Origin of the sequence: Micromonospora maris AB-18-032 (assembly GCF_000204155.1) — a bacterium.
Classification (GTDB): Bacteria; Actinomycetota; Actinomycetes; order Mycobacteriales; family Micromonosporaceae; genus Micromonospora; species Micromonospora gifhornensis.
In genome coordinates, this window is record NC_015434.1 from 1,404,108 (window position 1) to 1,429,275 (window position 25,168).

The 25,168-nt window shown below is 72.2% G+C and carries 20 protein-coding genes; 15 read left to right on the plus strand and 5 right to left on the minus strand.

Features of this window, described 5'->3' with window-relative positions; all coding sequences use genetic code 11:
- Positions 1-46 precede the first annotated feature (46 nt).
- Positions 47-781: an anti-sigma factor gene (locus tag VAB18032_RS06490; protein ID WP_013731996.1), complete on the minus strand. Its 735-nt coding sequence runs from the start codon at positions 779-781 to the stop codon at positions 47-49.
- The gene (locus tag VAB18032_RS06495) at positions 735-1,337 is read right to left on the minus strand and encodes an RNA polymerase sigma factor (protein WP_013731997.1); all 603 of its coding nucleotides are present in this window, start codon (positions 1,335-1,337) and stop codon (positions 735-737) included. The genes VAB18032_RS06490 and VAB18032_RS06495 overlap by 47 nt, the downstream gene beginning before the upstream one ends.
- A gap of 259 nt (positions 1,338-1,596) precedes the next feature.
- Here VAB18032_RS06495 and VAB18032_RS06500 point away from each other — a divergent pair, with 259 nt between their 5' ends.
- The 14 genes from VAB18032_RS06500 (at position 1,597) to VAB18032_RS06565 (ending at position 20,567) form a co-directional block, all read left to right on the plus strand.
- Positions 1,597-2,427: a DUF4397 domain-containing protein gene (locus VAB18032_RS06500; RefSeq protein ID WP_013731998.1), complete on the plus strand. Its 831-nt coding sequence runs from the start codon at positions 1,597-1,599 to the stop codon at positions 2,425-2,427.
- A complete protein-coding gene (locus VAB18032_RS06505; protein WP_013731999.1) occupies positions 2,424-3,104 on the plus strand; it encodes a class F sortase in 681 nt (226 codons plus the stop codon). Before VAB18032_RS06500 ends, VAB18032_RS06505 begins: the two co-directional genes overlap by 4 nt.
- A gap of 61 nt (positions 3,105-3,165) precedes the next feature.
- Entirely contained in the window at positions 3,166-4,338 is a 1,173-nt protein-coding gene (locus VAB18032_RS06510) for a cysteine desulfurase family protein (protein WP_043719847.1), read from the plus strand.
- 127 nt (positions 4,339-4,465) lie between these two features.
- Positions 4,466-5,539, plus strand: a complete 1,074-nt coding sequence (gene mnmA / locus VAB18032_RS06515) for a tRNA 2-thiouridine(34) synthase MnmA (RefSeq protein ID WP_043723233.1) — start codon at positions 4,466-4,468, stop codon at positions 5,537-5,539.
- A gap of 126 nt (positions 5,540-5,665) precedes the next feature.
- Positions 5,666-6,733 carry a uroporphyrinogen decarboxylase/cobalamine-independent methonine synthase family protein gene (locus VAB18032_RS06520; RefSeq protein WP_043719851.1) on the plus strand — a complete coding sequence of 356 codons (1,068 nt, stop codon included), beginning with the start codon at positions 5,666-5,668 and terminating at the stop codon, positions 6,731-6,733.
- Between the two features lie 36 nt (positions 6,734-6,769).
- Positions 6,770-7,138, plus strand: coding sequence for a VOC family protein (locus VAB18032_RS06525; protein WP_013732003.1), 369 nt, complete (start codon positions 6,770-6,772; stop codon positions 7,136-7,138).
- A gap of 91 nt (positions 7,139-7,229) precedes the next feature.
- On the plus strand, positions 7,230-8,231 hold the full coding sequence (locus tag VAB18032_RS06530) for an ADP-ribosylglycohydrolase family protein (RefSeq protein ID WP_043723236.1): 1,002 nt from the start codon (positions 7,230-7,232) through the stop codon (positions 8,229-8,231).
- Between the two features lie 116 nt (positions 8,232-8,347).
- Complete coding sequence (ligA, locus tag VAB18032_RS06535) at positions 8,348-10,483, plus strand: NAD-dependent DNA ligase LigA (RefSeq protein ID WP_043723238.1); 2,136 nt, start codon at positions 8,348-8,350, stop codon at positions 10,481-10,483.
- 145 nt (positions 10,484-10,628) lie between these two features.
- On the plus strand, positions 10,629-13,007 hold the full coding sequence (locus VAB18032_RS06540) for a putative bifunctional diguanylate cyclase/phosphodiesterase (RefSeq protein WP_013732006.1): 2,379 nt from the start codon (positions 10,629-10,631) through the stop codon (positions 13,005-13,007).
- 173 nt (positions 13,008-13,180) lie between these two features.
- A complete protein-coding gene (gene gatC, locus VAB18032_RS06545; RefSeq protein ID WP_013732007.1) occupies positions 13,181-13,486 on the plus strand; it encodes an Asp-tRNA(Asn)/Glu-tRNA(Gln) amidotransferase subunit GatC in 306 nt (101 codons plus the stop codon).
- A 52-nt stretch (positions 13,487-13,538) separates the two neighbouring features.
- Entirely contained in the window at positions 13,539-15,014 is a 1,476-nt protein-coding gene (gatA, locus tag VAB18032_RS06550; RefSeq protein ID WP_013732008.1) for an Asp-tRNA(Asn)/Glu-tRNA(Gln) amidotransferase subunit GatA, read from the plus strand.
- A gap of 248 nt (positions 15,015-15,262) precedes the next feature.
- Entirely contained in the window at positions 15,263-16,402 is a 1,140-nt protein-coding gene (locus tag VAB18032_RS06555) for a putative Ig domain-containing protein (RefSeq protein WP_013732009.1), read from the plus strand.
- 121 nt (positions 16,403-16,523) lie between these two features.
- Complete coding sequence (gene gatB / locus VAB18032_RS06560; RefSeq protein ID WP_013732010.1) at positions 16,524-18,017, plus strand: Asp-tRNA(Asn)/Glu-tRNA(Gln) amidotransferase subunit GatB; 1,494 nt, start codon at positions 16,524-16,526, stop codon at positions 18,015-18,017.
- 192 nt (positions 18,018-18,209) lie between these two features.
- Positions 18,210-20,567 (plus strand): transketolase-like TK C-terminal-containing protein, encoded by a 2,358-nt coding sequence (locus VAB18032_RS06565; RefSeq protein ID WP_043723241.1) that lies wholly within the window; start codon positions 18,210-18,212, stop codon positions 20,565-20,567.
- A gap of 236 nt (positions 20,568-20,803) precedes the next feature.
- Here the strand turns inward: VAB18032_RS06565 and VAB18032_RS06570 are convergent, their stop codons facing one another.
- Both VAB18032_RS06570 and VAB18032_RS06575 read right to left on the minus strand, forming a co-directional pair.
- The gene (locus VAB18032_RS06570) at positions 20,804-22,408 is read right to left on the minus strand and encodes a metallophosphoesterase family protein (protein WP_013732012.1); all 1,605 of its coding nucleotides are present in this window, start codon (positions 22,406-22,408) and stop codon (positions 20,804-20,806) included.
- A 66-nt stretch (positions 22,409-22,474) separates the two neighbouring features.
- Positions 22,475-23,647, minus strand: coding sequence for a PQQ-dependent sugar dehydrogenase (locus VAB18032_RS06575; protein ID WP_415877994.1), 1,173 nt, complete (start codon positions 23,645-23,647; stop codon positions 22,475-22,477).
- 87 nt (positions 23,648-23,734) lie between these two features.
- On the opposite strand from VAB18032_RS06575, the gene VAB18032_RS06580 reads away from it, so the two are divergent.
- Entirely contained in the window at positions 23,735-24,661 is a 927-nt protein-coding gene (locus VAB18032_RS06580; protein WP_013732014.1) for a 2-hydroxyacid dehydrogenase, read from the plus strand.
- Here VAB18032_RS06580 and VAB18032_RS06585 read toward each other — a convergent pair.
- Positions 24,655-25,053 (minus strand): PH domain-containing protein, encoded by a 399-nt coding sequence (locus VAB18032_RS06585; RefSeq protein ID WP_013732015.1) that lies wholly within the window; start codon positions 25,051-25,053, stop codon positions 24,655-24,657. The genes VAB18032_RS06580 and VAB18032_RS06585 overlap by 7 nt on opposite strands.
- Between the last annotated feature and the right edge of the window lie 115 nt (positions 25,054-25,168).

Genomic DNA, 25,168 nt, shown 5'->3' on the forward strand with positions numbered 1-25,168 from the left:
GTATGGGAGCTGATCGGCGGGCCGGGGAGCTGAACCGGCCCGCCGATCAGCCCGTCAGGGAGCCCCTCAACAGGCTGTCGCCGGAGTGGGCGGTGTTGTTGTCGAACTGCTCGGCGGAGACGTCGACGACAGAATATTGCCCGAGATCCACGTTCGGCGGCAGCGGTAAGAGTACGTCAGAGCCGCCACCGAGAACGCCGATCGAGAACATCTCCATGTTCTGCGGGTTGATCAGCCACACCTCGTAATACCCCGACACGGGCGGGAGATTCGCCACGTGCAGGTGCAGTTCTCCGGTGCCGAGCACGCGGGCGTCGCCCCGGGCCTGTGGCGGGGTCGAACCGTACGCGGCCAGTTGGGCACTGGCCGTCACCGGCGGTGGCGGTGGCGTGCCCTCGCGCAGCACGGCGGCGGTGCCGGCGATGCCGACCGCGGCGGCGGCGACCGCGGTGACCGCGTACCGGACCCACCGTCGAGGTCGGCGCGACCGCGGCGCGACCGGACCGTCCCGCTGATCGGCCGGCTGCGGCCGAGCGGTGGTCAGCGTGGGCAGTTGCTCAGCCGTCCTGATCTCGGCGGTGATGCCCTGCCAGAGGTGCTCCGGCGGGTCGGGCAGGTCACGCAGGGACTGGGTGGACCGACCGAGACCGGCGACCTCACGCAGACCCGCCAACTCGGCGCGGCAGTGCGAGCAGGCGTCGAGATGGGTGCGGTCGGCGTTGTCCGCCTTACCCTCACCGAGCGCCAGAAATATCAGCCGGTCGTGCTCCAGATGCTGCACCGTCCACCTCCCATCTGCGCTTGAGGCTCGCCATGCCCCGCCGGATGTGACTCTTCACCGTGCCCAGCGGCACCCCGGTGACCGCCGCGATCTGCTGGTGGGTCAGATCGTCGAAGAACGCCAATTCCAACATGCGTCGCTGCTCGTCCGGCAGCCGTGCCAACTCGTCGGCCACCACCAACCGGTCGACCACGGTGTCCGGGTCGTTGCCGGGAGGCACCGGCTCGGGCAGTTGGCGTACGGTCTCGACCACCCGGCTCTCCCGCGCGGAGGAGCGCAGGCGGTCGATGACCTTGCGCCGGCCGATTCCGAGCAGCCAGCCGACCAGCGAGCCCTTCGTCGGATCGAAGGTGTCCCGACCGAGCCAGGCGGCGACGAAGGTGGCCTGGGTCGCGTCCTCCGCGTCGCTGCGGTTGACAAGTGTGCTGGTGGCCAGGTGCAGGACGGCCCGCCCGTAACGCTCGTACGCCTCGCGCAGCGCCCGTTCGTCACCGGCGCGGAAGCGTCGGGCCAACTCGTCCTCGGGAGTGTCCGGCTGCTGCCGGATCTCTGTCACGAGACGGCTCGCCTGGTTGGAGGCATGCCCGACTGTAGCTCGCACCAGTGCCGTCCCCTCTGTCGCCCGGCGTGGCTCCGCGACCCGTCCGTCAGCCCGATGGCTCCTCCACTGCTTTTCGTCCGCCGGGTGCCCGTTGGATGCGCTCTCGGACGAAAAAAGAAAGTCGCCTCCAACCGCATCCGGGCGGCGAGGTGCCGGCGTAACTCGGGGTGCACAGCAAGCCTGACGAACCAGCACGAAACAGCAGGAGGCAGACATGCAGTTCGCGTACCTTCGCCGGGCCGCCGCAGGTGGCGCGGTCGCCGCGCTGACCTTCGTCGGTGCCGGCATCGCGACGGCCACCCCGGCGTACGCCGCCACCTCGAAGGTCTCCGTCGTCCACGGCATTCCGGACACCCCCGTCGACGTCTACGTCAACGGGGAGAAGACGCTGGAGAACTTCAAGCCCGGCGACGTGGCCGGCCCGCTGGACCTGCCGGAGGGGTCGTACGACATCGCCCTGACCAAGCCCGGCGAGCCCATCGGACAGGCGATCCTGACCGCGGACGACGCCGAGGTGCCGGGCGGGGCGAACATCAGCATCGCCGCCCACCTCGACGCCGAGGGTGAGCCGACGATCACCCCGTTCGTCAACGACACCGCCAAGGTCGACGCCGGCAAGGCCCGGCTGATCGTCCGGCACACCGCCGCCGCGCCGGCGGTGGACGTACGGGCCGGCGGCAGCCCGGTCTTCGAAGGCTTGACCAACCCGAACGAGGCAAAGGCCGACGTGGACGCGGGCAGCGTCTCGGCGGACGTGGTGCTCGCGGGCACCGACACGGTGGTGATCGGGCCGGCCGACCTGAACCTGCGCGAGGGCACCGCCACGATCGTCTACGCCACCGGCTCCGCCGAGGCGGAGAACCTGACCGTGGTGGCGCAGACCATCGACGGCCTGCACTCGGCGCCCTCCGGAGTGCCGAGCGGCACCGGTGGCCAGGCCGACACCGGCCTGGGTCTCTGGTGGTACGCGCTGGCGGGCACCGGAGTCCTGCTGCTGGTCGCCGGTGGGGCGCGGGCGGTAGTCGTCCGGTCGGGCCGCCGGTGAGCAAGGTCAACCGTGGGGCGCTGGCGGCGGTCGCCGCCGGCGCCACCGCGCTCGCCGTGGCGGCCGTGCTGGCCGTGGTGTCCCGGCCGGACGGGAGCGTCGGCGCCGACCAGGCCGCCGCGCTCGCCGAACCGAGTCCGTCGGCCGGTGCGTCGTCGCTCGGTGCGTCGTCGGCGGGGTCAACCCCGGTGCCGGTCGCCCCGGGGGCGCTGCCCGGCGACACCGGAACAGTGCCGCCGGTCCGGCTCCGGATCCCCGCGATCGACGTCACCGCCCGGGTCGACCCGGTCGGCGTGGACAGGCGCACCGGCGAGTTCGACGTACCGCCCAGCGTCGACCAGGTCGGCTGGTACCGCTACGGCCCCGGCCTCGCCGCCGAGACCGGCTCGGTGGTGATCGCCGGCCACGTCGACAGCGCCGAGCAGGGCCGGGGCGCCTTCTACCGGCTGCGGGACCTCGCGCCGGGCGACACGCTGACGGCCACCGGTGACGACGGGATCGAGCGGACCTACCGGGTGGTGGCGCGCGAGGAGTACGACAAGACGAAGATCCCGTTGGCGCGCTACTTCGCCCGTGACGGCCGGCCGCGACTCACTCTGATCACCTGCGGCGGGCCCTTCGACGCCGAGGCCCGCCGGTACCGCGACAACATCGTGGTGACCGCGGTGCCGCTCTGATGTCGACGTCGGGTTATCCAGCCTGCGGTCGGGGCGCTAGCGGTCGTTAGGCTGAGTCGTGATGGCTTACCTGGATCATGCTGCGACGACCCCGGTGCTCGACGAGGCACTCGAGGCGTACGTCGTGGCCGCCCGCGAGGTCGGCAACGCGTCTTCCCTGCACGCGTCCGGTCGACGTGCCCGTCGGCGGGTGGAGGAGTCACGGGAACGGGTGGCCGCCGCCCTCGGTGCCCGGCCCTCCGAAGTGATCTTCACGGGTGGCGGTACGGAGAGCGACAACCTCGCGGTCAAGGGCATCTTCTGGGCCCGCCGGGACGCCGATTCCCGACGTCGCCGGGTGGTCTCCAGCGCCATCGAGCACCACGCCGTACTCGACGCGGTGGACTGGTTGGAGCGGCACGAGAACGCCGAGGTGGGCTGGCTGCCGGTCGACGAGGTCGGCCGGCTGCACCCCGACGCGCTGCGCGCCGAACTCGCCGAGCACGGCGATCAGGTGGCGTTGATCACCGCGATGTGGGCGAACAACGAGGTCGGCACCGTGCAGCGGATCGCCGATCTGGCCGCCGTCGCGGTGGAGTACGGCGTGCCGTTCCACACCGACGCCATCCAGGCGGTCGGCCAGGTACCTGTCGACTTCGCCGCCAGCGGCGTCGCCGCCCTGACCGTGACCGGGCACAAGCTCGGTGGCCCGGTCGGGGTGGGTGCGCTGGTGCTGGCCCGGGACGTGGCCGCCGTCCCACTGCTGCACGGCGGCGGGCAGGAACGCGACGTGCGCTCCGGCACCCTGGACGCCGCCGGCATCGTCGCCTTCGCCGTCGCCGTCGAGACCGCCGTGAAAGGCCAGCAGGAGTACGCGGCCCGGGTGGCCGCGCTCCGCGACGACCTCGTCCAGCGGGTACGGCAGGCGGTACCGGAGGTCGTCTACAACGGCGACCCCGACGACCGGCTGCCCGGTAACGCGCACTTCTCCTTCCCCGGCTGCGAGGGCGACGCCCTGTTGCTGTTGCTGGACGCCCAGGGCATCTACTGCTCGACCGGTTCGGCCTGCTCGGCGGGGGTGGCGCAGCCCTCGCACGTGCTGCTCGCGATGGGTGCCGATGACGACCGGGCCCGCTCGTCGCTGCGGTTCTCCCTCGGCCACACCAGCACCTCCGCCGACGTCGACGCCCTGATCGCGGCCCTCCCGGGGGCGGTCGAACGAGCCCGTCGCGCCGCCCAACGCAGCCCTCGCTGACGGCGAAGGAAGGGCCCCCTGTTAACGCCTCCGGTAGAGCAGGGGGCCCTTGTTAACACCGGCCGTACCGGTCACCGGCAAGTGCCGGCGCGGGGGATAGGCTCGACGGGAAGGGAGAGTGGTCCGGGTGAGGGTGTTGGCGGCGATGTCCGGCGGCGTGGATTCCGCCGTGGCGGCGGCGCGGGCGGTGCAGGCCGGTCACGACGTCACAGGCGTACACCTGGCTCTGGCGCGCAACCCGCAGACCTATCGCACCGGCGCGCGGGGCTGCTGCACGCTTGAGGACTCCCGCGACGCGCGGCGCGCGGCCGACGTGCTCGGCATCCCCTTCTACGTCTGGGACATGGCCGACCGGTTCCACGCCGACGTGGTCGACGACTTCGTCGCCGAGTACGCGGCCGGGCGTACCCCCAACCCGTGCCTGCGCTGCAACGAGAAGATCAAGTTTGCCGCGGTGCTGGACCGGGCGGTGGCTCTCGGCTTCGACGCGGTGGTCACCGGCCATCACGCCCGGCTGGGCCCGGACGGCCTGCTGCGCCGCAGCGTCGACGAGGCCAAGGACCAGTCGTACGTGCTGGCCGTGCTCACCCGCGAGCAGTTGGACCGGTCGATGTTCCCGCTCGGCGACTCGACAAAGGCCCAGGTGCGGCAGGAGGCCGCCGAGCGTGGCCTGGCCGTGGCCGACAAGCCTGACTCGCACGACATCTGCTTCATCGCCGACGGCGACACCCGAGGTTTCCTCGCCCAGCGGCTCGGCGAGTCGCCCGGCGACGTGGTCGACGCGACCACCGGCGCCGTGGTGGGCCAGCACGCCGGGGCGTACGCGTACACCATCGGGCAGCGACGTGGCCTGCACCTGGACCGGCCCGCCCCGGACGGGCGACCCCGGTACGTGCTGTCCATCACGCCCAAGACCAACACGGTGACCGTCGGCCCGGCCGAGGCGTTGGAGGTGTCCACCGTCTCCGCCACCCGTCCGGTCTGGACCGGCGGCGCGCGCCCCGAGCAGCCGATCGAGTGCGAGGTGCAGCTGCGGGCGCACGGTGTCGTCGTGCCCGCCGTCGTCACCGTCGACGGTGACCGGCTGCACGCCGACCTGCGTCGGCCGGTTCGCGGGGTGGCGGCCGGCCAGGCGATCGTGGCCTACCGCCCCGACCCGGCCGGCGACATCGTCCTCGGCTCCGCCACCATCACCGACTGACCGTCCCCGCCTCTTCCCACCCCGGCTGGCGGCGGTGCTGGTGGTGCCGGTCGTGCCAACGGTGCCGGGTGGCCGGTCTGCCGGTGGTGGCGGCCGGGTGGGTCACGGCAGCGGTAGGGTGCTGCCGTGAGTGATCGGGATTGGCCTTGGCCGGTGGGCGCGGCGACCGGGATCGGGTCGCTGCCCGGCAGCGACATCGCCGAGGCACAGCGGATCGTGCTCGGCGAACTTCCCGCCCTGCCACATGTGCCCGAGTTGCCGGCCCGGGGGCCGGGCGCGGACCTGATCGGGCGTACCGCCGGCCTGCTCGTCGAGTTGCCGGTGGAGTTGTACGCCGCGCGCTGGCGGGTCGCGCCGCGGCCCGGCAAGGATCTGCGTCGCGCACGTGACCTGATGGAACGCGACCTCGACCAGCTCGCCGAGCAGGCCGAGGAGTACGCCGGCACCATCAAGATCCAGGCGGGTGGCCCGCTCACCCTGGCCGCCTCGCTGGAGTTGCCGATCGGCGGCCGGATGCTGCGCGATCCCGGCGCCGTACGCGACCTGGCCGGCTCCCTCGCCGAAGGGCTGCGCGGCCACGTCGAGGCGGTGGCCCGCCGGCTGCCCCGGGCCAGTGTGCTGCTCCAGTTGGACGAGCCTTCGCTGCCGACGGTGCTGGCCGGTCGGGTGCCGACCGAGAGCGGCCTCGGCACGTACCGGGCCGTGGAATCGGAAACGGCCCGGGCGCTGCTGCGCGGGGTGATCGAGGCGGCGGGCGTACCGACCGTGGTGCACTGCTGCGCCTCGGACGTGCCGCTGGAGCTGATCCGGTCGGCCGGTGCGGTCGGGGTGGCGCTCGACCTGAGCCGGGTGACCGAGCTGGATCCGTTGGGCGAGGCGCTGGACGCCGGCCTGGGCCTGCTGGCCGGTGCCGTGCCGACGTCACCACCACCCGGCGGCGAACCGACGCCTGGTGGCCAGCCGACGCCTCGCGGCCGCCCGGGAACAGCACCGCCGGCCGGTGGCGCGCCGACGTCGGCGCAGGTCGCCGATCGGGTACGCGGGCTCTGGGACCGGCTGGGCTTCCCCCGCGCCCAACTCGCCGAGCAGGTGGTGGTCACTCCTGCCTGCGGGCTGGCCGGGGCAACTCCGGCGTACGCCCGGGCCGTCCTGGCCGCCTGCCGGGACGCGGGTCGTCGGCTCGCCGAGGTGTGACGTTTCCCGTCGTACCCGGTGGGCAGGATGACGGACATGATTGGACGACTCCGTTCCACTGTCATCGACTGTCCTGACCCCCGGGCCCTGGCGGGCTTCTACGCCGAGCTGCTCGGCCTGCCGCTGATGGAGGAGGACTCCGAGGGCAACGGGTGGGTGGTGCTCGGGGGCCCACCCGGCCATCAGCCCCGGTTGGCCTTCCAGCGGGCACCGGACCTGCGTCCTCCCGACTGGCCCGATCCGGAACGGCCGCAACAGTTGCACCTCGACGTGACGGTCGACGATGTCGAGGCGGCGGAGCGGGCGGTGCTGGCGCTGGGCGCGCGGCGACTGCCCGGCGAGGGCGACGGCTTCCGGGTCTACGCCGACCCGGTGGGTCACCCGTTCTGCCTCTGCTGGGACTGACGCACCCGGCGACCCGGCTCGACGACCATGCAAGCCCGGGCCACCTGGGGGTGGTGGCCCGGGCTTGCCGGTGAACGGCATGATCGCCTCCATGACCACTCCTGCGCCGGGTCGAGTCGCCGGTTCGATCTTCGGGCTCGCCTTCGGTGACGCCCTGGGCAAGCCCACCGAGTTCCTCAGCGTCGCCGAGATCGACGAGCAGTACGGGCCGGCCGGCCCTCGGGACCTGGTCGGCGACCCGGTGCTGGTCACCGACGACACCCAGATGGCGCTGGCGGTGGCCTGGGCGCTGCACGACGCCCCGCAACTCACGCCCGAGGCGGTGGAGCCCTTGCTGAGGCAACGCTTCCTGGCCTGGGCAGCCAGCCCGGACAACAACCGGGCACCGGGGATGACCTGTCTACGTGCCTGCGCCGAGCTGTCCCGGGGCCTGCCGTGGCAGCAGGCCACGGTGATCGACTCGAAGGGCTGCGGGGCCAACATGCGGGTCACCCCGGTCGGGTTGCTCGACGTCGACCTGGACACCCTCGCCGGGCTGGCCCACCTTCAGGCCGGCCTCACCCACGGTCACCCGACCGGTCTGGCCGCCAGCGAGCTGACCGCGTACGCCGTCTGGTTGCTGCGGACCGGCGTCGGCCTGGCCGAGCTGCCCGGCCTGCTCGGCGAACGGGTGGCCGCGCAACGGACCGTCTACCGGGCCGACTGGCTCGGTGACCTGTGGCGGCGCGCGAACGCCGCTACGCCCGAGGCGTTCATCGCCGCCGGTTGGGACGAGTGCGCTGCGGCGCTGCGTCGGCTCGACGCGGCGCTGTCCGCACCTGACGACGGCGGCGACCCGTGCCGCCTCACCGGCGAGAGCTGGATCGCCGAGGAGGCCCTGGCCACCGCCCTCTACTGCGCCGTGCGGCACGCCGACGACCCGGTCGGCGCCCTCGTCCGGGGTGCCCGCACCTGCGGTGACTCCGACTCCATCGCCGCGCTCGCCGGCGCGTTCGTCGGTGCGGCCCAGGGCATGGTCGCCTGGCCGGCCGGGTGGGCCGAGCGGATCGAGTACGCCGACCAACTCACCGCCCTGTCGGCGGGGCGAGACTGACCGGCACGGCCTCGGCAGCGGCTCGTTGCTGCCCTGGTCGGCCGGGTTGTCCCACCCGGGCGCTACCGTGCGGGGGTAGCACGATCACGGGAGGTCCGGTGGCCGGAGGCGGCAGCGTGTCCGAAGAGGCGAGCGGTCAGCCGCTCAGCGCGGAGCAGGAGGCGGCGGCGGGCGCCGAGCCGACCCCGCAGGCGCGGGAACGCCACGCCACCCTCAGTCAGGAGCTGACCGAGCATCAGTACCGCTACTACGTGCTCGACGCGCCGACCGTCTCCGACGCCGAGTTCGACAGGCAGCTGCGCGAGCTGACCGCGCTGGAGGAGGAGTTCCCCGCCCTGCGGACGCCGGACTCACCTACCCAACGCGTCGGCGGCACCTTCTCCACCGACTTCACCCCGGTCGCGCACGCCGAACGGATGATGTCGCTGGACAATGCCTTCGCCGACGAGGAGTTGGCGGCCTGGGCGGAACGGGTCGAGCGGGACGCCGGTGGGCCGGTGCCCTACCTGTGCGAGCTGAAGGTCGACGGGCTGGCGATCAACCTGACCTACCAGGGCGGGCGGCTGATCCGGGCGGCGACCCGAGGTGACGGGCGCACCGGCGAGGACGTCACGGCCAACGTGCGCAGCATCCGGGATGTGCCCAGCCGGCTGACCGACTCGGCCGAGTACGGCCCGGTCCCCGAGTTCATCGAGGTGCGCGGCGAGATCTACTTCCCGGTCGAGGCGTTCGCCGACCTCAACGCCGGTCTGGTCGAGCAGGGCAAGGCGCCGTTCGCGAATCCGCGTAACGCGGCCGCGGGCAGCCTGCGGCAGAAGGATCCCCGGATCACCGCGTCCCGACCGTTGCGCCTGGTGGTGCACGGCATCGGGGCCCGCAAGGGCTTCCAGCCGAGCACCCAGTCCGAGTCGTACTCGGCGCTGAAGGCGTGGGGTCTGCCGACAAGCGACCGGTGGCGGGTGCTGCCGGATCTGACCGGCGTCCGCGACTACATCGCCCACTACGCCGCGCACCGGCACGACGTCGAGCACGAGATCGACGGTGTGGTTGTCAAGGTCGACCCGGTGCCGATCCAGGGACGACTCGGCTCGACCAGCCGGGCACCCCGTTGGGCGATCGCCTTCAAGTACCCCCCGGAAGAGGTCAACACCAAGCTCCTCGACATCGAGGTCGAGGTCGGCCGCACCGGTCGGGTCACCCCCCGCGCCCTGCTCGAACCGGTGAAGGTGGCCGGCTCCACGGTGGCGTACGCGACCCTGCACAACGCCCGCGAGGTGGAGCGCAAGGGGGTGCTGATCGGCGACACGGTGGTGATCCGCAAGGCCGGCGACGTCATTCCCGAGGTGCTCGGCCCGGTGGTCGATCTGCGCCCGCCGGACGCCCGACCGTTCGTCATGCCCACCACCTGCCCGGCCTGCGGCACCCCGCTGGCCCCGGCCAAGGAGGGCGACGTCGACATCCGCTGCCCGAATTCGCGCAGCTGCCCCGCGCAGTTGCGCGAGCGGGTGTTCCACCTGGCCGGGCGCGGCGCGTTCGACATCGAGGCGCTCGGCTACAAGAGTGGCGCCGCCCTGCTCGACGCGCAGATCATCACCGACGAGGGCGACCTGTTCTCGCTCGACGCCGAGCAGTTGGCCCGGTCGCCGTTCTTCGTCAACAAGGACGGCAGCCTCGGCAGCAACGCGACCAAGCTGCTCGACAACCTCGCCGTGGCCAGGGAACGTGACCTGTGGCGGGTGCTGGTGGCGCTCTCCATCCGGCACGTCGGGCCGACCGCCGCGCAGGCCCTGGCCCGGCACTTCCGCTCGATCGAAGCGATCGACAACGCCTCCGAGGAGGAGCTGTCGTCCGTCGACGGAGTCGGCCCGACCATCGCCGCCAGCATCCGCGAGTGGTTCGCCGTCGACTGGCACCGCGAGGTGGTCCGCAAGTGGGCCGAGGCGGGCGTACGGATGGCAGAGGAGGCGGTGGCCGAGGGCCCGCGCCCGCTGGAAGGCCTCACCGTGGTGGTCACCGGCACCCTCAGTGGATACTCCCGCGACCAGGCCGCCGAGGCGATCCAGTCGCGCGGCGGCAAGGTCTCCGGCTCGGTGTCGAAGAAGACCGGCTTCGTGGTGGTCGGTGACAACCCGGGGTCCAAGGCGGACAAGGCCGCCACCCTGAAGGTGCCCATCCTCGACGAGGAAGGGTTCCAGGTGTTGCTCGACGCGGGGGTCGAGGCGGCCCGCGAGGTGGCCCGCGTCGACGAGTAGGCCCTCATCGCACCCGCGGCGGATACCAACTTAGTCACGACTACGACCGATTCGTGACTGTCGCGGAGGGAAAACCCCTGCCAGGGGCGTTTCATTGGGTCACGGCACGTGAAAGCACGTGCCGAGTCCCGTACCGGGAGGTGTGATGGAGCCGCCCGACCCGCGCAACCTGGTCCCGCCCGGACGGGCGGCGCAGTTCACCGCCTTCGTGGCCGGTGTGCTCGCGGTGGCCGTGCTGGTCTCGGCCGGCGCGCTGGCGTCCCTGGCCACGACGCTGGACGCGCTGCCGGTGGCGTTCTGGACGATGGCGGTGCTCGCGGTGGCCTGCGACGCGCGCCCGTTCGTGGCACCCGGCCAGCGACAGACCTCGGCGGTCTACCCGTCGAGCTGCTTCACCTTCGCGATCCTGCTCGGTTGGGGGCTCGGCCCCGCCGTCGCCGTGCAGGCGGTGGCCGTGCTGGTGTCCGGGGTCCGGATGGGCCACGCGCCGTGGCGTACCGCCTTCAACGCGGCCCAGTACGCCTGTTCCCTGGGCGCCGCGTACGCGGTCAGTCGGCTCGGGCCCGGTGCCGCGTTCGACGGCGGGCCACTGAGCTGGGCGGACGTCGCGGCGATCGGTGGTGCCGGGGTCGCCTGGTTCCTGGTCAACTACGGCCTGGTCACCGCCGCCGTACGGCTGCGGTTCGGCGAGCGGTGGTGGCCGAACGCCTGGCGGGGCCTGCCGTTCGAGTTGCTCTCCACCGGCTCCCTGCTGCTGCTCGCCCCGATCCTGATGACCGCTGCCCGGGCCAGCGCGGCCCTGGTCCCGCTGGTGCTGGTGCCGCTGTTCGCGGTGTACCGGATGGCGCGGCTCACCGTCGAGCAGCGTCAACTCGCCGCGCTCGACCCGCTCACCGGTCTGCCCAACCGCAAGGCGCTGCTGGCCGAGGTGAACGAGCAGGTGCACCGGCACGCCGAGCGCGCCGCACGGGGTGAGCCGGACGCCCACCTGGCTCTGCTCCTGATCGACCTGGACCGGTTCAAGAACGTCAACGACGCCCTGGGGCACGCGGTGGGCGATCGGCTGCTGGTCGAGGTGAGCGCCCGGCTGACCGGCGTGGTCGAACCGCCGGACCTGGTCGCCCGGCTCGGCGGCGACGAGTTCGCCATCGTGATGACCGGCCTGACCGAGGTCGGGCAGGCCCGCGCCTTCGCCGATCAGGTGGTGCGGGTGCTGGCCGAGCCGGTGCCGCTGGACGGGCTGCCGCTTGATGTCGGCGGCTCCATCGGGATCGCCCTCTATCCCGATCACGGCGAGGACTTCGCCACCCTGATGCGCCACGCCGACGTGGCGATGTACGACGCGAAGCACCGCAACGACACCGTCGCCGTCTACACGGCCGAGTCCGACCACAACTCCGCCGAGCGACTCGGCCTGCTGGCCGACCTGCGTCGGGTGCTGGAGGGGGGACCGACGGGCCAGCCGCACGCAGCGGAGGCCACGCCCCCGGTACGCGGCGGGGACGGCGCGAGCATGACCGTTGCCGCACCGGTGGACGGGCGTACCGGCCAGAGCTGGTGGAGTCGACGTCGCCGCCGGCTGCCGACCGGGGTGCACGACGACGAGCTGATCAACCAGATCGTGACCGCCGCGGACCCGATCCTGCGCCGCAGCATCCAGCCCACCCCGCCGGCACCTCACGACGGCGAGGTGTGGGCCCGACCCACGGATCCCGACGACTCCGCCGAGTCGGCCCCGGACGCGGGCGAGATCATGCTCTACTACCAGCCGCAGGTCGAGATCGCCACCGGCGAGGTGGTCGGCGTGGAGGCGTTGCTGCGCTGGCGTCATCCCCGTCGGGGGATGGTCGACCCGGAGGAGCTGATCCGGGTCGCCGAGCAGAGCGCGGTGATGCGGCTGCTCACCCGCCGGGTCGTCGACGACGTGGTGGAGCAGCTCGCGAAGTGGTCGGCGGCCGGCGTCAGCCTGCGGGCGGCCCTCAACGTCAGCGTGCGGGACCTGCACACCGGCGAGATCGCCGAGCAGATCGCCGACCGGCTGACCCGTTACGGCGTGGCCCCCGAGCGGCTGCAGCTGGAGATCACCGAAGGCGCCTTGATGGCCGATCCGCGTCGGGTGCTGGCCACCATCACCCAGCTGCACCGCATCGGCGTGGGCATCGCGTTGGACGACTTCGGCACCGGCTACTCGTCCCTGCAACATCTGCGTCGGCTGCCGCTGTCGGAGGTGAAGGTCGACAGGTCCTTCGTCCTCGGCATGGTCGACGACAGCGACGACGCGGCGATCGTACGGTCGACCATCGAGCTGGCCAAGGCGCTGGGGCTGCGGGTGGTGGCCGAGGGGGTGGAGGACGAGCGGACCTGGCGGATGCTGCACGCGGCGGGCTGTGACGCCGCCCAGGGCTGGTTCTACGCCCGGCCGATGCCGGCCGAGGAACTGGTCGCCTGGCTGGCCCGCTACCGCCCGGTGCGCCCGCTCGCCACCTCCGACGAAGCGGAACTGCCCCGCCGACACCCTCGCTGACCCGCAGACAGCGCCGTTGATCCGCGGGAGCCGATCCGGGGGTGCGGATCGGCGTCCGGGGAGCCGCCAGCGCCCGGTCGGGCACGGAACAATAGACTCGCTGGGCGTCACCACGGGTCGTAGCGACTCCGGTGGGCGCAGGCAGACGCAGGACAGCCATGAAGGGGGCACCGATGGCCGCCATCTCCCGCGAGGAGGTCGCGCACCTGGCGCGACTGTCGCGGCTCGCCGTCACGGAGGAGGAACTCGACACCTTCGCCGGCCAGCTCGACGTCATCCTCCAGGCGGTAGCCCAGGTCGGTGAGGTCGCCGCCGCCGACATCCCACCGACCTCGCACTCGGTGCCGCTGACCAACGTGTTCCGCGAGGACGTCGTGACGCCGTGCCTGACCCCGCAGGAGGCGCTGTCGGGTGCACCCGACGCGGAGGAGCAGCGGTTCCGCGTACCGCGGATCCTGGACGAGGATGTGGCATCGTGAGCGAGCGGATCATCGTGCTCGGTGACGGCACGGGGCGAAGCGGAGTGGCGGCATGAGTGACCTGACGAAGTTGAGCGCCGTCGAGATCGCCGGCCTGGTCGCCTCGGGGCAGACCTCCGCCGTCGAGGTGACCCAGGCGCACCTCGATCGGATCGCCGCCGTCGACGGGCAGATCAACGCCTTCCTGCACGTCGACAGCGAGGGCGCGCTGGCCGCCGCCCGTGAGGTGGACGCCCAGCGGGCCGCCGGTGCGCAGCTGGGCCCGCTGGCCGGGGTGCCGGTCGCGGTCAAGGACGTGCTGACCACCAAGGGTGTGCCGACCACCGTCGGGTCGAAGATCCTGGAGGGTTGGCGTCCGCCGTACGACTCGACGATCGTGCAGCGGCTGCAGGCCGCCGGCACGGTGATGCTCGGCAAGACGAACATGGACGAGTTCGCGATGGGCTCCTCCACGGAGTACTCCGCGTACGGGCCGACCCGCAACCCGTGGGACACCGACCGCATCCCGGGTGGCTCCGGTGGTGGTAGCGCCGCCGCGCTGGCCGCGTACGAGGCGCCGCTGGCGATCGGCTCGGACACCGGTGGCTCGATCCGTCAGCCGGGCGCGGTCACCGGCACCGTCGGTGCCAAGCCGACCTACGGCGGCACCTCCCGCTACGGCCTGGTGGCGTTCTCCTCCTCGCTGGACACCCCCGGCCCCTGCGCGCGTACGGTGCTCGACGCCGCGCTGCTGCACGAGGCCATCGGCGGGCACGACCCGCGCGACTCGACCTCGATCGCCGCGCCGGTGCCGGACGTGGTGGCGGCGGCGAAACTCGGTGCCACCGGCGACCTGAGCGGGGTGCGGCTGGGCATCGTCACCGAGTTCGCCGGCGAGGGTGCCGAGCCGGGTGTGATGGCCGCCTTCCACGAGGCCGTCGACACGCTGACCAAGCTGGGCGCGGAGATCGTCGAGGTCTCCTGCCCGCACTTCAAGTACGCGCTGCCGGCGTACTACCTGATCGCGCCGAGCGAGTGCTCCTCCAACCTGGCCCGCTTCGACGGGGTCCGGTTCGGGCTGCGGGTCGGCGACGACGGCAACCGGTCGCTGGAGGAGGTCATGTCGCTGACCCGGGAGGCCGGCTTCGGCCCCGAGGTCAAGCGACGCATCATGATCGGCACGTACGCGCTCTCCTCGGGCTACTACGACGCCTACTACGGGCAGGCCCAGAAGGTCCGTACGCTGATCACCCGCGACTTCACCGCCGCGTTCGAGCAGGTCGACGCGCTGATCTCGCCGACCACCCCGTTCGTGGCGTTCCCGCTCGGGGCGCGCACCTCCGACCCGTACCAGATGTACCTGGCCGACCTGTTCACCATCCCGACCAACCTGTACGGCGGTCCGGGCATCTCGGTGCCGTGCGGTCTGGCCGACGGGCTGCCGGTCGGCCTGCAGGTGATGGCCCCGACCATGGCCGACGACCGGATGTACCGCGTCGCCGCCGCCCTGGAGAGCGCCGTCGGCACGCTCACCCCACCGACGCTGTGATCGATCGTGCGCAGGCGGCCGACCGCCGCCTGCGCACGGCACCGTCGCGCGCCCGCTGCGGTCACCCGAGGGGCGTCGGCGCGGTCGCCGTGCGCGGCCATCGGCCCGGCCCGCACCGCCACCGCGACACGCTGGTCACCGTTCGGGTAATTGTCCGTCATCAAGCTTCCTGATTGGATGACTGCGAGTCGGCTGGACCGGCTGGTCGCTGGCGAACGCGAGCCGTTCTGATCAGACCTGGATGTGCGATGAAGACACTGCGCCCGGTCATGGCCCTGACGATGGTGCTCGCGTTGCTGCTGGGCATCGCACCCCCGGCCGCAGCGGCGGCCGTCACCATCACCTCGGGCGCGCCCCGGTCGCCGATGTACCTGGGTCAGGTGTACGCGATCCACACGGTCGAGGCGACGGGTGGCACCGAGCCGTACCGGTTGTCGGTGAGTGCGGGGAGCCTGCCGCCGGGCATGCTGGTGGTCGGCAATTCGCTCGGTGGTTCGCCGACCACGGCGGGCACCTACACCTTCACCCTGCGGATGACCGACGCGGCCGACCAGTTCGCCGAGCAGACAGCCACGATCGAGGTGCGCGAACCCACGATCGAGATCGCCTCGGGCGCGCCCCGCACGCCGATGTACCTGGGTCAGGTGTACGCGATCCACACGGTCGAGGCGACCGGTGGCACCGAGCCGTACCGGTTGTCGGTGAGTACGGGGAGCCTGCCGCCGGGCATGCTGGTGGTCGGTAACTCGCTCGGTGGTTCGCCGACCACGGCCGGCACCTACCCCGCCACGCTGCGGATGACCGACAAGAACGACTTCTTCGGCGAGCAGGAGATCACCATCGTGGTCGCCGAGGCCGCGACCGCCTTCACCTCGGGCAACCCGCCTTCCGGCAGGGTCGGGCAGCCGTACTCGTTCCGGTTCACCGCCACCGGTGACGACGACATCACCTTCGCCCTGGCCGCCGGAACTCTGCCGACCGGGCTCACCCTCGCCACGGACGGCCGACTCAGCGGCACCCCGAGCAGCGCCGGCACGTTCGACTTCATGGTCCGGGCGGCAGGTGCCAAGACCAGCGCCACCGCCGAGGTGGAGTTGGTCGTCGCCGCCACCGCGACGTCGACCCCCACGTCGACCCCGACCGCTCCGAGCGCCACACCGACCGCGCCCACGGCCACGCCGACAGCGGTCGAGCCGACCCCGACGCCGTCGGAGAGCCCTGCCGCGCCGGTCCCGTCGCCGTCGAAGACGAGCGGGGCGTGGCTGCCGGTCACCGGCTCGAACTCGACACTTGTGCTGCTGTTGCTGAGCGTCCTGGCGTTCTCCATCGGCGGGATCCTGCTCGTGCTGACCGTCAACCGTCATCGGCGCTTCCGCGCCCCCGAGTGACACGCGGTCCGACACCTGGGTGACGCCCCGCCGAGGCGGGCCGGGTCGAGCGGTTAGGCTTGGCGGCGTTGTGTCCGGATGCCGCCGTGGGCCGGCTACCGCCTGCAAAGCTGGAGTTCTCATGACCACGACGCTGCCCGCGTACGACGAGGTCGTCGCGCGATTCGAGCCGGTGATCGGCCTGGAGACCCACGTCGAGCTGGGCACGAACACCAAGATGTGGTGCGGCTGCCCGACCGACTTCGGCGGCGAGCCGAACACCCGGGTCTGCCCGGTCTGCCTCGGTCTGCCCGGCTCGCTGCCGGTGGCGAACAAGGCCGCCATCGAGGCGACCATCCGGATCGGCCTGGCGCTGAACTGCTCCATCGCGCAGTGGTGCCGGTTCGCCCGGAAGAACTACTTCTACCCGGACATGCCGAAGAACTTCCAGATCAGCCAGTACGACGAGCCGCTCTGCTTCGACGGCTACCTGGACGTCGAGGTCAACGGGGAACTGGTGCGCATCGGCATCGAGCGGGTGCACCTGGAGGAGGACACCGGCAAGACGCTGCACGTCGGCGGCGCCACCGGTCGCATCCACGGCGCCACCGAGTCGCTCGTCGACTACAACCGGGCCGGCATTCCGCTTGTCGAGATCGTCACCAAGCCGATCCCCGGCACCGGTGCGCTCGCCCCCGAGGTGGCCCGCGCGTACGTCACCGAGCTGCGTGACGTGATCCGCTCGCTGGGCGTCTCCGACGTCCGCATGGAGGAAGGTTCGCTGCGGTGTGACGTCAACACGTCGCTGAACCGGCCCGGCGAGGAGTGGGGCACCCGCACCGAGACCAAGAACGTCAACTCGCTCCGTTCGGTCGAGCGGGCCGTCCGCTCGGAGATGCTGCGCCAGGCGTCCGTACTGGAGGCCGGCGGTCGGATCACCCAGGAGACCCGGCACTTCCACGAGGACACCGGGGACACCACCCCGGGCCGGTCCAAGGAGACCGCCACCGACTACCGCTACTTCCCGGAGCCGGATCTGGTGCCCATCGCGCCCGACCCGGCCTGGGTGGCCGAGCTGAAGGCCGCCCTGCCGGAGCTGCCCCGGCTGCACCGCCGTCGCCTCCAGGAGGCGTGGGGTCTGTCGGATGCGGACATGCAGTCGGTGCTCAACGCCGGTGCCGTCGAGCTGATCGAGCAGACGGTCGCCGCCGGTGCCTCGCCGGCCGCCGCTCGCAAGTGGTGGCTGGGCGAGCTGTCCCGGCGGGCCAACGAGACGGGTGTGGAGCTGGCCGACATCGGGGCCACCCCGGCGCAGGTCGCCGAGCTGCAGAGCCTGGTCGACGCCGGCAAGCTCAACGACAAGCTGGCCCGTACGGTGCTGGAGGGTGTGGTCGCCGGCGAGGGTTCGCCCACCGAGATCATGACTGCCCGGGGTTTGGAGGTCGTCTCCGACACGGGCGCGCTCACCGCTGCCGTGGACGAGGCGATCGCCGCCAACCCGGACATCGCCGACAAGATCCGCAGCGGCAAGGTGGCCGCCGCCGGCGCCCTGGTCGGTGCGGTCATGAAGACCACCCGTGGCCAGGCAGACGCGAAGACCGTCCGCGAGCTGATCCTCTCCCGCCTCGGCGTCTGAGGTGTAAGGAAGGGCCCCTTCTTAACGCCTGGCGTAGAGGAGGGGCCCCTTCTTAACATTCGACTCGATAGCCGAGCCGGCGACCAACCTCGGCGCTCCGGCGGCGCGTCACAGACCCTGACGTCGGCGCGTCACGGCACCACCACCCCTGTCCCCGACCGGGCGTCAACGGCGATGCCCCTGGAGCCCACCGTGAACCAGCACGACATCGATGTCCTCGACGAAATCCAGCGGCGGGTGCTGTGGCTGGCCACCCGGATCGTGGATGCCGCCAACCGGGAGCGGGTGACCGGAGACGGGGTGAAGGTCGGCGGGCACCAGGCGTCCAGTGCGTCGCTGGTCGGTGCGATGACGGCGTTGTGGTTCGCGCATCTGGACGCCGAGGACCGGGTCGCGGTGAAGCCGCACGCCTCGCCGGTGTTCCACGCCATCCAGTACCTGCTGGGCAACCTGGACCGGTCCTACCTGACCCGGCTGCGGGCCCGGGGTGGCCTGCAGTCGTACCCGTCGCGGACGAAGGACCCGGACGGGGTGGACTTCTCCACCGGGTCGGTCGGCCTGGGTGCGGCCGCGCCGCTGTTCGCCGCGGTGACCCGCCGGTACGTCGACGCGCACTTCGGCACCCGCCCCCACTCGCGGTTCGTGGCGTTGATCGGTGACGCCGAACTGGACGAGGGCAACATCTGGGAGGCGGTCGCCGACCCGGCCACCACCGGGCTCGGCAACGTGATGTGGGTGGTCGACTTCAACCGGCAGTCGCTGGACCGGGTGGTGCCGGGCGTACGCATCGACCAGTGGCGCGGGCAGTTCGAAGCGGCCGGCTGGCACGTGGTCGAGGTCAAGTACGGCCGCAAGCTGGCCGAGGCGTACGCCCAGCCCGGTGGCGAGGCGCTGCGCGACTGGATCGACGCGATGCCCAACGAGCAGTACCAGTCGCTGTTCGGGCTGACCGGGCCGGCGCTGCGCAAGCAGTTCCTCGACGGCGCGCCGGACGCGGTGGCCACGTTCGTCGCGGACATCCCCGACGACCGGTTGGGCCCGCTCGTCACCGACCTGGGCGGGCACGACCTGGCGGCGCTGCTCGACGCGTACGCCCAGTGCGACGCGGTGACCGACCGGCCGAGCGTGGTGTTCGCGTACACGGTCAAGGGTTGGGGTCTGCCGATCGCCGGCAATCCGCGCAACCATTCCGCGCTGCTCTCCGGCGAGCAGGTCGACGCCCAGCGGGCGGCGCTCGGCCTGACCCCGGACACCGAGTGGGACCGTCTCGACCCGGCCTCGCCCGCGGGCATCCGGGCCGGGCAGCGTCGGGAGTCGCTGTCCCGCGCGCCCCGCGAGCGGGCGCTGGGGGTCACCGTCCCACAGGCCACGAAGGTACGCGCCACGAAGCCGATCTCCACCCAGGAGGTCTTCGGGCGGGTGCTTGTCGACCTGGCCCGGGATCCGCAGGTGGGCAGGTATCTGGTCACCACCGCGCCGGACGTGGCGACGTCGACAAACCTGGCCGGGTTCATCAACAAGACCGGGGTGTTCGCGCCGACCGCCCAGCGGTCCTGGTCGGAAGACCGGATGCTGCGTTGGACGGAGAGCCCCGACGGGCAGCACATCGAACTGGGCATCTCCGAGATGAACCTGTTCCTGCTGCTCGGACAGCTCGGCCTGGCCTGGGACCTGTCCGGGCAGCCGCTGCTGCCGGTCGGCACCGTGTACGACCCGTTCGTGCTGCGTGGTCTGGACGCCTTCCTCTACGGCACCTACTCCGGCTCCCGGTTCGTCGTCGCCGGCACCCCGTCGGGCATCACCCTCGCTCCCGAGGGCGGCGCCCACCAGTCCACGATCACCGCGAGCGTCGGCCTGGAACTGCCCGGGGTGACCTTCATCGAACCGGCGTACGCGACAAGCCTGGACTGGTTGCTCTGCGACGCGCTCGGGCAGATCGCCGGCCCGGACCAGCCCGCAGCGACCGCGGCACCGGCCGAGGACGGGGCGTACTACTTCCGGCTGAGCACCCGGCCGGTGGACCAGGCACCCTTCGAGACGGCCCGAGCCCGGCTCGGCGACGCGGTGCTGCGGCGGCAGGTGCTCGCCGGGGCGTACCGGCTGGTCGACGCCCACCAGGCGTACCCGCACCTGGCCGGGGCCCCGACGGTGCAGCTGGCCGCCTCGGGTGCGGTACTGCCCGAGGTGCTGACCGCCGCGGCGGAACTGGCCGAGGAGGGCGTCGCCGCTCACGTCGTGGACGTCACCAGCCTCGACCGGCTCTACCGGGCCTGGCAGCGCACCCTACGCCAGGGCGTACGCACGGCGACCGTGCCCAGCGTGCCCGGCGCCCTGCGGTCGGCCTTCGCCGACCGGGTGCCGGTGGTCACCGTCCACGACGCCGCCTCGCACGCGATGGCCTGGCTCGGCTCGGCCCTCGCCGCCCCGGCGGTGCCACTCGGGGTGGACGAGTTCGGCCAGTCCGGCAGCGTCGAGGAGCTCTACGACCTGCACGACCTACTCCCCGGCAGCATCGTCAACGCCGCCCTGGCCGCCCTCTCCCTCCACTAGCCACCCCACCCCACGCCACACCTCCACCCGCGCCCCTCACCGCGCCTGCCTCACCCCGTCGCACGCCCTCACCGCGCACCCTCGCTGCGTCGCACGCCCTTACCGTGTCGATCTTGCACTCTTGGTCGCCGCAAATCATGCCGAACCAGGCATTTCGGCGACCAAAAGTGCAAGATCGCGGAGGTCGGGGCGGGTGGGGAGGGGTGGGTGGGGAGGGGCGGGTGGGGAGGGGTGGGTTAGCGGGTGGGGGTGGGGGTTGGGGTGGTGGGGGTGGGGGTGGGGGTGGTTAGGGGGGTGGGTGGGGGGTTGATGACGGTGCGTTCGAGGTTGACCTGGGCCTGGCCGGTGCCGCCGACGGTGATGGTGTCGTACGCCTGGAGCTGCTTCTCCTGGTCGAAGTAGAGCACCGTCATGGTCAGCGGGGTGGGTTCCTCGCCTTCGAGGCCGCGCAGGCCGGCACCGCCGGTGGAGCCCTGCACCATCAGGGTGGTGGGCTGCTGGCCGGGGACCTCCGGCAGTTGGTCGATCTGCCGGCGGTGGATGTGGCCGGCGAGCACGAGCGGGGTGGTGCCGGACAGCGGGGTGGCGATGACCGGGTCGTGCACCAGGGCGATGTTCACCGGCGTGGGCGCGCTGCGGATCGTGGCGGCGAGTTTCTCACCCGTGGCGGTCAGCTCGTCGGCGGTCGGCGGGATGGGGCCGCCGGCGGCCGGTGAGGTGCTCTTGTCCGGGGTGAAGCGGGGGTCGCCGATGCCGGCGATGGTGAGCCCGGCGACCGTGGTGGTCGCGTTGTCCAGCACGATCGCGTTCGGCTGGCGGGCCACCGCCGCGGACGTACGCCCCGAGTCGTGGTTGCCCCGGATGTAGACGTACGGCTTGCGGAGCAGGCTGATCGAGCCGACGTAGGACGCCTCCGGTTCGCTGCCCCAGTCGGTGATGTCGCCGGTGTCGATGACCACGTCGATGCCGAACTGCTCCACCACGGTACGGATGAGCTGCCAGGCGGTCGGGTTGAGGTGCATGTCGGAGATGTGCAGCACGCGGGTGGTACCCGGCTCCTGCTCGTACACGGGCAGCGCCGACACGGTGGTGTAGAGCTGGGTGACGTTGCCGATGAGGCGCTGGAGCTGCTCGGCGTACCGGGTGTAGTCGTTGGCGATCTTGCGTACGTCACCGACGATCGCGGGTGCGTTGACCAGCAGCCCTTCGTACGTCGGCTCCTCGATCGCCTGTGGTCGGATCGTCGTCGCCGCGGTGCCCAGGCTGCCCGCGGTGATCAGCAGCGCCAGTGTGCCGGCCCAGGCGGCCCGGCGGGTGTTGCGGAAGACCAGCAGGGCCAGCAGCACGGTGGCCAGCACGGTGGCACCGAGCGTACGCAGCCCGAGCCGCAGCACCCCTTCATGGACCTCGTCGACCGCCGACTGGGTGGCCCGGTTCAGGCTCGCCGGGTCGTCCAACAGCGCCTCGACCCGACTCTGGTCCAGCGCGCCCAGCTCGACGGTCAGCTGGGTCGGCCCGTCGTGGCTGTTGAGCAGGAGCGCCCCCAGCGGCGGGATCTTGACGGTGGTACCACCGTCGACGGCCGGCGAAAGGGACAGTTTGGCCCGGAACGGGCCGATGTCCGTGCCGACCTGCCCGCCGGCCAGGGTGCCGAGCAGCACACCGGCCAGGGTGACGACCAGCACGGCCAGGGCGACCCCGACCCGGCGTACGCCGGTGAGCCGCCCGGGGCGGCGCGGCGCGGCACCGGTCCGTCGTAGTGACGAAAACCGGCGCTGACGGCGGGCCGGCGTCTCGGCCTGTCGGCCGTGCTCCGGCTGCTCGTGTTCCTGATCGCCCATGGTGAGATTCTGACCTGCCCGCCGAAGGATCTTGACAAACCTGAGGTGTGGTGCTTCGAGGGTGCCTCAGCTTCGCCCAGCTCCGCCACCTGCGAAAACAAGTCGCAACAGTCGGTCGTCCTCGGGGGCGGGTCGACCCCGGCCGTCATGGTTGGAGGTACTCACCCAGATCGAGCCGTCCGGGGCGGCGGCCACGGCACGCAGTCGCCCGTACTGCTCGGTCAGCAGCGCCTGGGGCTGCCCGAGCACCGTACCGGTGTCGGTCAGCTCGACCAGCCAGAGCCGCTGGCCGCGCAGGCACGCGGTGGCCAACGTCCGCTCGACGGCGGCCAGCCCGGAGCAGGACGCCTCGTCGGTCGGCCACTGCACGATGGGGTCGACGTACTTCTCGTCGTCGCCCTTGCCCTCGACCTCGGGCCAGCCGTAGTTCTTGCCCTTGGTGATCTGGTTGATCTCGTCCCAGGTGTTCTGACCGAATTCCACCGCGTACATCCGGTCGCCGTCCCAGGCGATGCCCTGCACGTTGCGGTGGCCCAGCGACCAGACGGGCGAGTCGGGGTAGGGGTTGCCGGGTGCCGGCTTGCCCTCCGGGGTGATCCGCAGGATCTTGCCGCCGAGCTGCTTGACGTCCTGTGACTGGTCGGTGTCCCCGGCGTCGCCGGTGCTGGCGTAGAGCTGCCCGTCGGGGCCGAAGGCCAGCCCGCCGCCGTTGTGGATGCCCGCCTTGGGGATGCCGGTCAGGATCGGGGTGGGTTCCTCACCGAGCCGCAGCCGGGCGATCCGATTGTCCTGTTCGGCGGTGTAGTAGACGAAGACCGTCCGGTCCTGCGCGAACTTCGGTGACACGGCGATGCCCAGCAGGCCACCCTCGCCCGAGGCGACCACGTCGTCGATGGTCTGCACCTCGGTGACCCGCAGGCCGTCCGGGGACGACTCGGGGCCGACCTGGACGATCCGGCCGGTGTCGCGTTCGGTGACCAGGGCACCGCCGTCGGGCAGGAAGGCGATGCCCCACGGCACCCGCAACCCCTTGGCGAGCACGGTGGCGACGACCTCCTGGCCGCCGTTGCCCGCGCTGGCCGAGGGGCTGGGCAGGTTCGGGGGCTTACCGGCCGGGTCCGGCTCCGGTTCGCCGAGGCTGCAACCGGCAGCCAGCAGGAGTGTCGCGCCGGACGCGGCGAGAAGCGTACGGAGCTTACGGGCGCGGGAGACTGGGGGACTGGCGCTCACCCGGCCCAGGGTAGCCCGCTGCGGACGCGGGCGTCGGTGTGCGCGTACGCGGCCCCTCGGCGGCGGTAACCGTCGCGAGGGCTATCGTCAGCGGGCGTGAAGGTATGGATTCCGCACGAGACCGGCCACGACCTGCTGGGTGAGCTGCCGCCGGAGGTCGTCGTCGAGACGATGAGTGATCCGGCCCGGCTGCCGTCGTCGACGTCCGGCGTGCGTTTCTGGGTGCCACCCTTCCTCGCCCCGGCGGCGGCCACCGCCCTGCTGAGTGAACTGCCCGACCTGGCGGTGGTCCAGTTGCTCTCGGCGGGGGCGGACACCTGGGTCGGGCGGATTCCGCCGGGAGTCGTGCTCTGCGACGCCCGGGGCGTGCACGACCCGTCGACCGCCGAGTGGGTGGTCACCGCCATCCTGTCCCAGCTGCGCGGTTTCCCGGCGATGGTCCGCGCCCAGGCGCAGCGGCGGTGGGTGTACGACGAGGTGGCGCCGACCGACGAGCTGGCCGGCAAGCGGATTCTGATCGTCGGCGCCGGCTCGATCGGTACCGCCGTGCGCGACCGGCTGGCCCCGTTCGAGGTGCAGTTCGACCTGGTCGCCCGCACCGCTCGCCCCGAGCAGGGCGTGCACGGGGTCGACGCGCTGCCCACCCTGCTGCCGCAGGTCGACGTCGTGGTGCTGCTGGTGCCGCTGACCGAGCAGACCCGGGGCCTGGTCGACAAGTCGTTCCTGGCCGCCATGCGCGACGGCGCGTTGCTCGTCAACGCCGCCCGAGGACCGGTGGTCGTCACCGAGGCGCTGGTCGCCGAGGTGGCCGGTGGTCGGCTCCGGGCGGCCCTGGACGTCACCGACCCGGAGCCGCTGCCGGCCGATCATCCGCTCTGGGAGTTGCCGAACGTGCTGATCACCCCGCACGTGGCCGGCTCGGTACGGGGCCTGTTGCCCCGGGCGTACCGCCTGGTGGGCCAGCAGATCCGGCGGTTCGTCGCCGGAGAGCAGCCCGACAACGTGGTGGTGGACGGCTACTGAGCCACCGGGACGTCGTCGCGGTCGGCCACCGGCTCGCCGCGCTCGGCCGCCGCCACCAGCCGCGGCAGGTCGACGTGGCGTACCGCGGGCAGGACGAGTCGCCGGCCGTCGGTGAGGAGGGCGACCGCCCGGCCGCGGGTGTCGCCGCCCAGCTCGACGATCTGGTCCCAACGGATCAGGCGGTCGCCGAGCAGCGCCCGTAGCCGCAGCCCGTGCGGATTCGCGTCGGTGCCGGCCCGCCAGGCCCAGACGGCCACCGCCAGGGGCACCAGCAGCACCGGCAGCAGGTACGCGCGGGCGTCGGCCAGCGGCAGGGCGCCGATGGTGGCGATGATCGCCCCGACCAGGATGGCCTGGTGGTGTCGGAATCGGGTGGTATCGGTGCGGCTCACCCCTCGATGATCCCACCATCACCGGCCCGGACGGCACCGGGCTGCGAACCGGGCTGTCCGGGGGGCCTGATTCTGTGTGGTCATCCGACCGCGTACAGTGATCTGGCTCAATGGG

Excerpts from the sequence above, each read along its gene's own strand:
- VAB18032_RS06540 (WP_013732006.1), top strand. The coding sequence starts at position 10,629 with ATGGAGCCGCCCGACCCGCGCAACCTGGTCCCGCCCGGACGGGCGGCG.
- VAB18032_RS06570 (WP_013732012.1), bottom strand. The coding sequence starts at position 22,408 with ATGGGCGATCAGGAACACGAGCAGCCGGAGCACGGCCGACAGGCCGAG.
- VAB18032_RS06510 (WP_043719847.1), top strand. The coding sequence starts at position 3,166 with ATGGCTTACCTGGATCATGCTGCGACGACCCCGGTGCTCGACGAGGCA.
- gatA (WP_013732008.1), top strand. The coding sequence starts at position 13,539 with ATGAGTGACCTGACGAAGTTGAGCGCCGTCGAGATCGCCGGCCTGGTC.
- gatB (WP_013732010.1), top strand. The coding sequence starts at position 16,524 with ATGACCACGACGCTGCCCGCGTACGACGAGGTCGTCGCGCGATTCGAG.
- gatC (WP_013732007.1), top strand. The coding sequence starts at position 13,181 with ATGGCCGCCATCTCCCGCGAGGAGGTCGCGCACCTGGCGCGACTGTCG.
- VAB18032_RS06500 (WP_013731998.1), top strand. The coding sequence starts at position 1,597 with ATGCAGTTCGCGTACCTTCGCCGGGCCGCCGCAGGTGGCGCGGTCGCC.
- VAB18032_RS06530 (WP_043723236.1), top strand. The coding sequence starts at position 7,230 with ATGACCACTCCTGCGCCGGGTCGAGTCGCCGGTTCGATCTTCGGGCTC.
- VAB18032_RS06555 (WP_013732009.1), top strand. The coding sequence starts at position 15,263 with ATGAAGACACTGCGCCCGGTCATGGCCCTGACGATGGTGCTCGCGTTG.
- VAB18032_RS06525 (WP_013732003.1), top strand. The coding sequence starts at position 6,770 with ATGATTGGACGACTCCGTTCCACTGTCATCGACTGTCCTGACCCCCGG.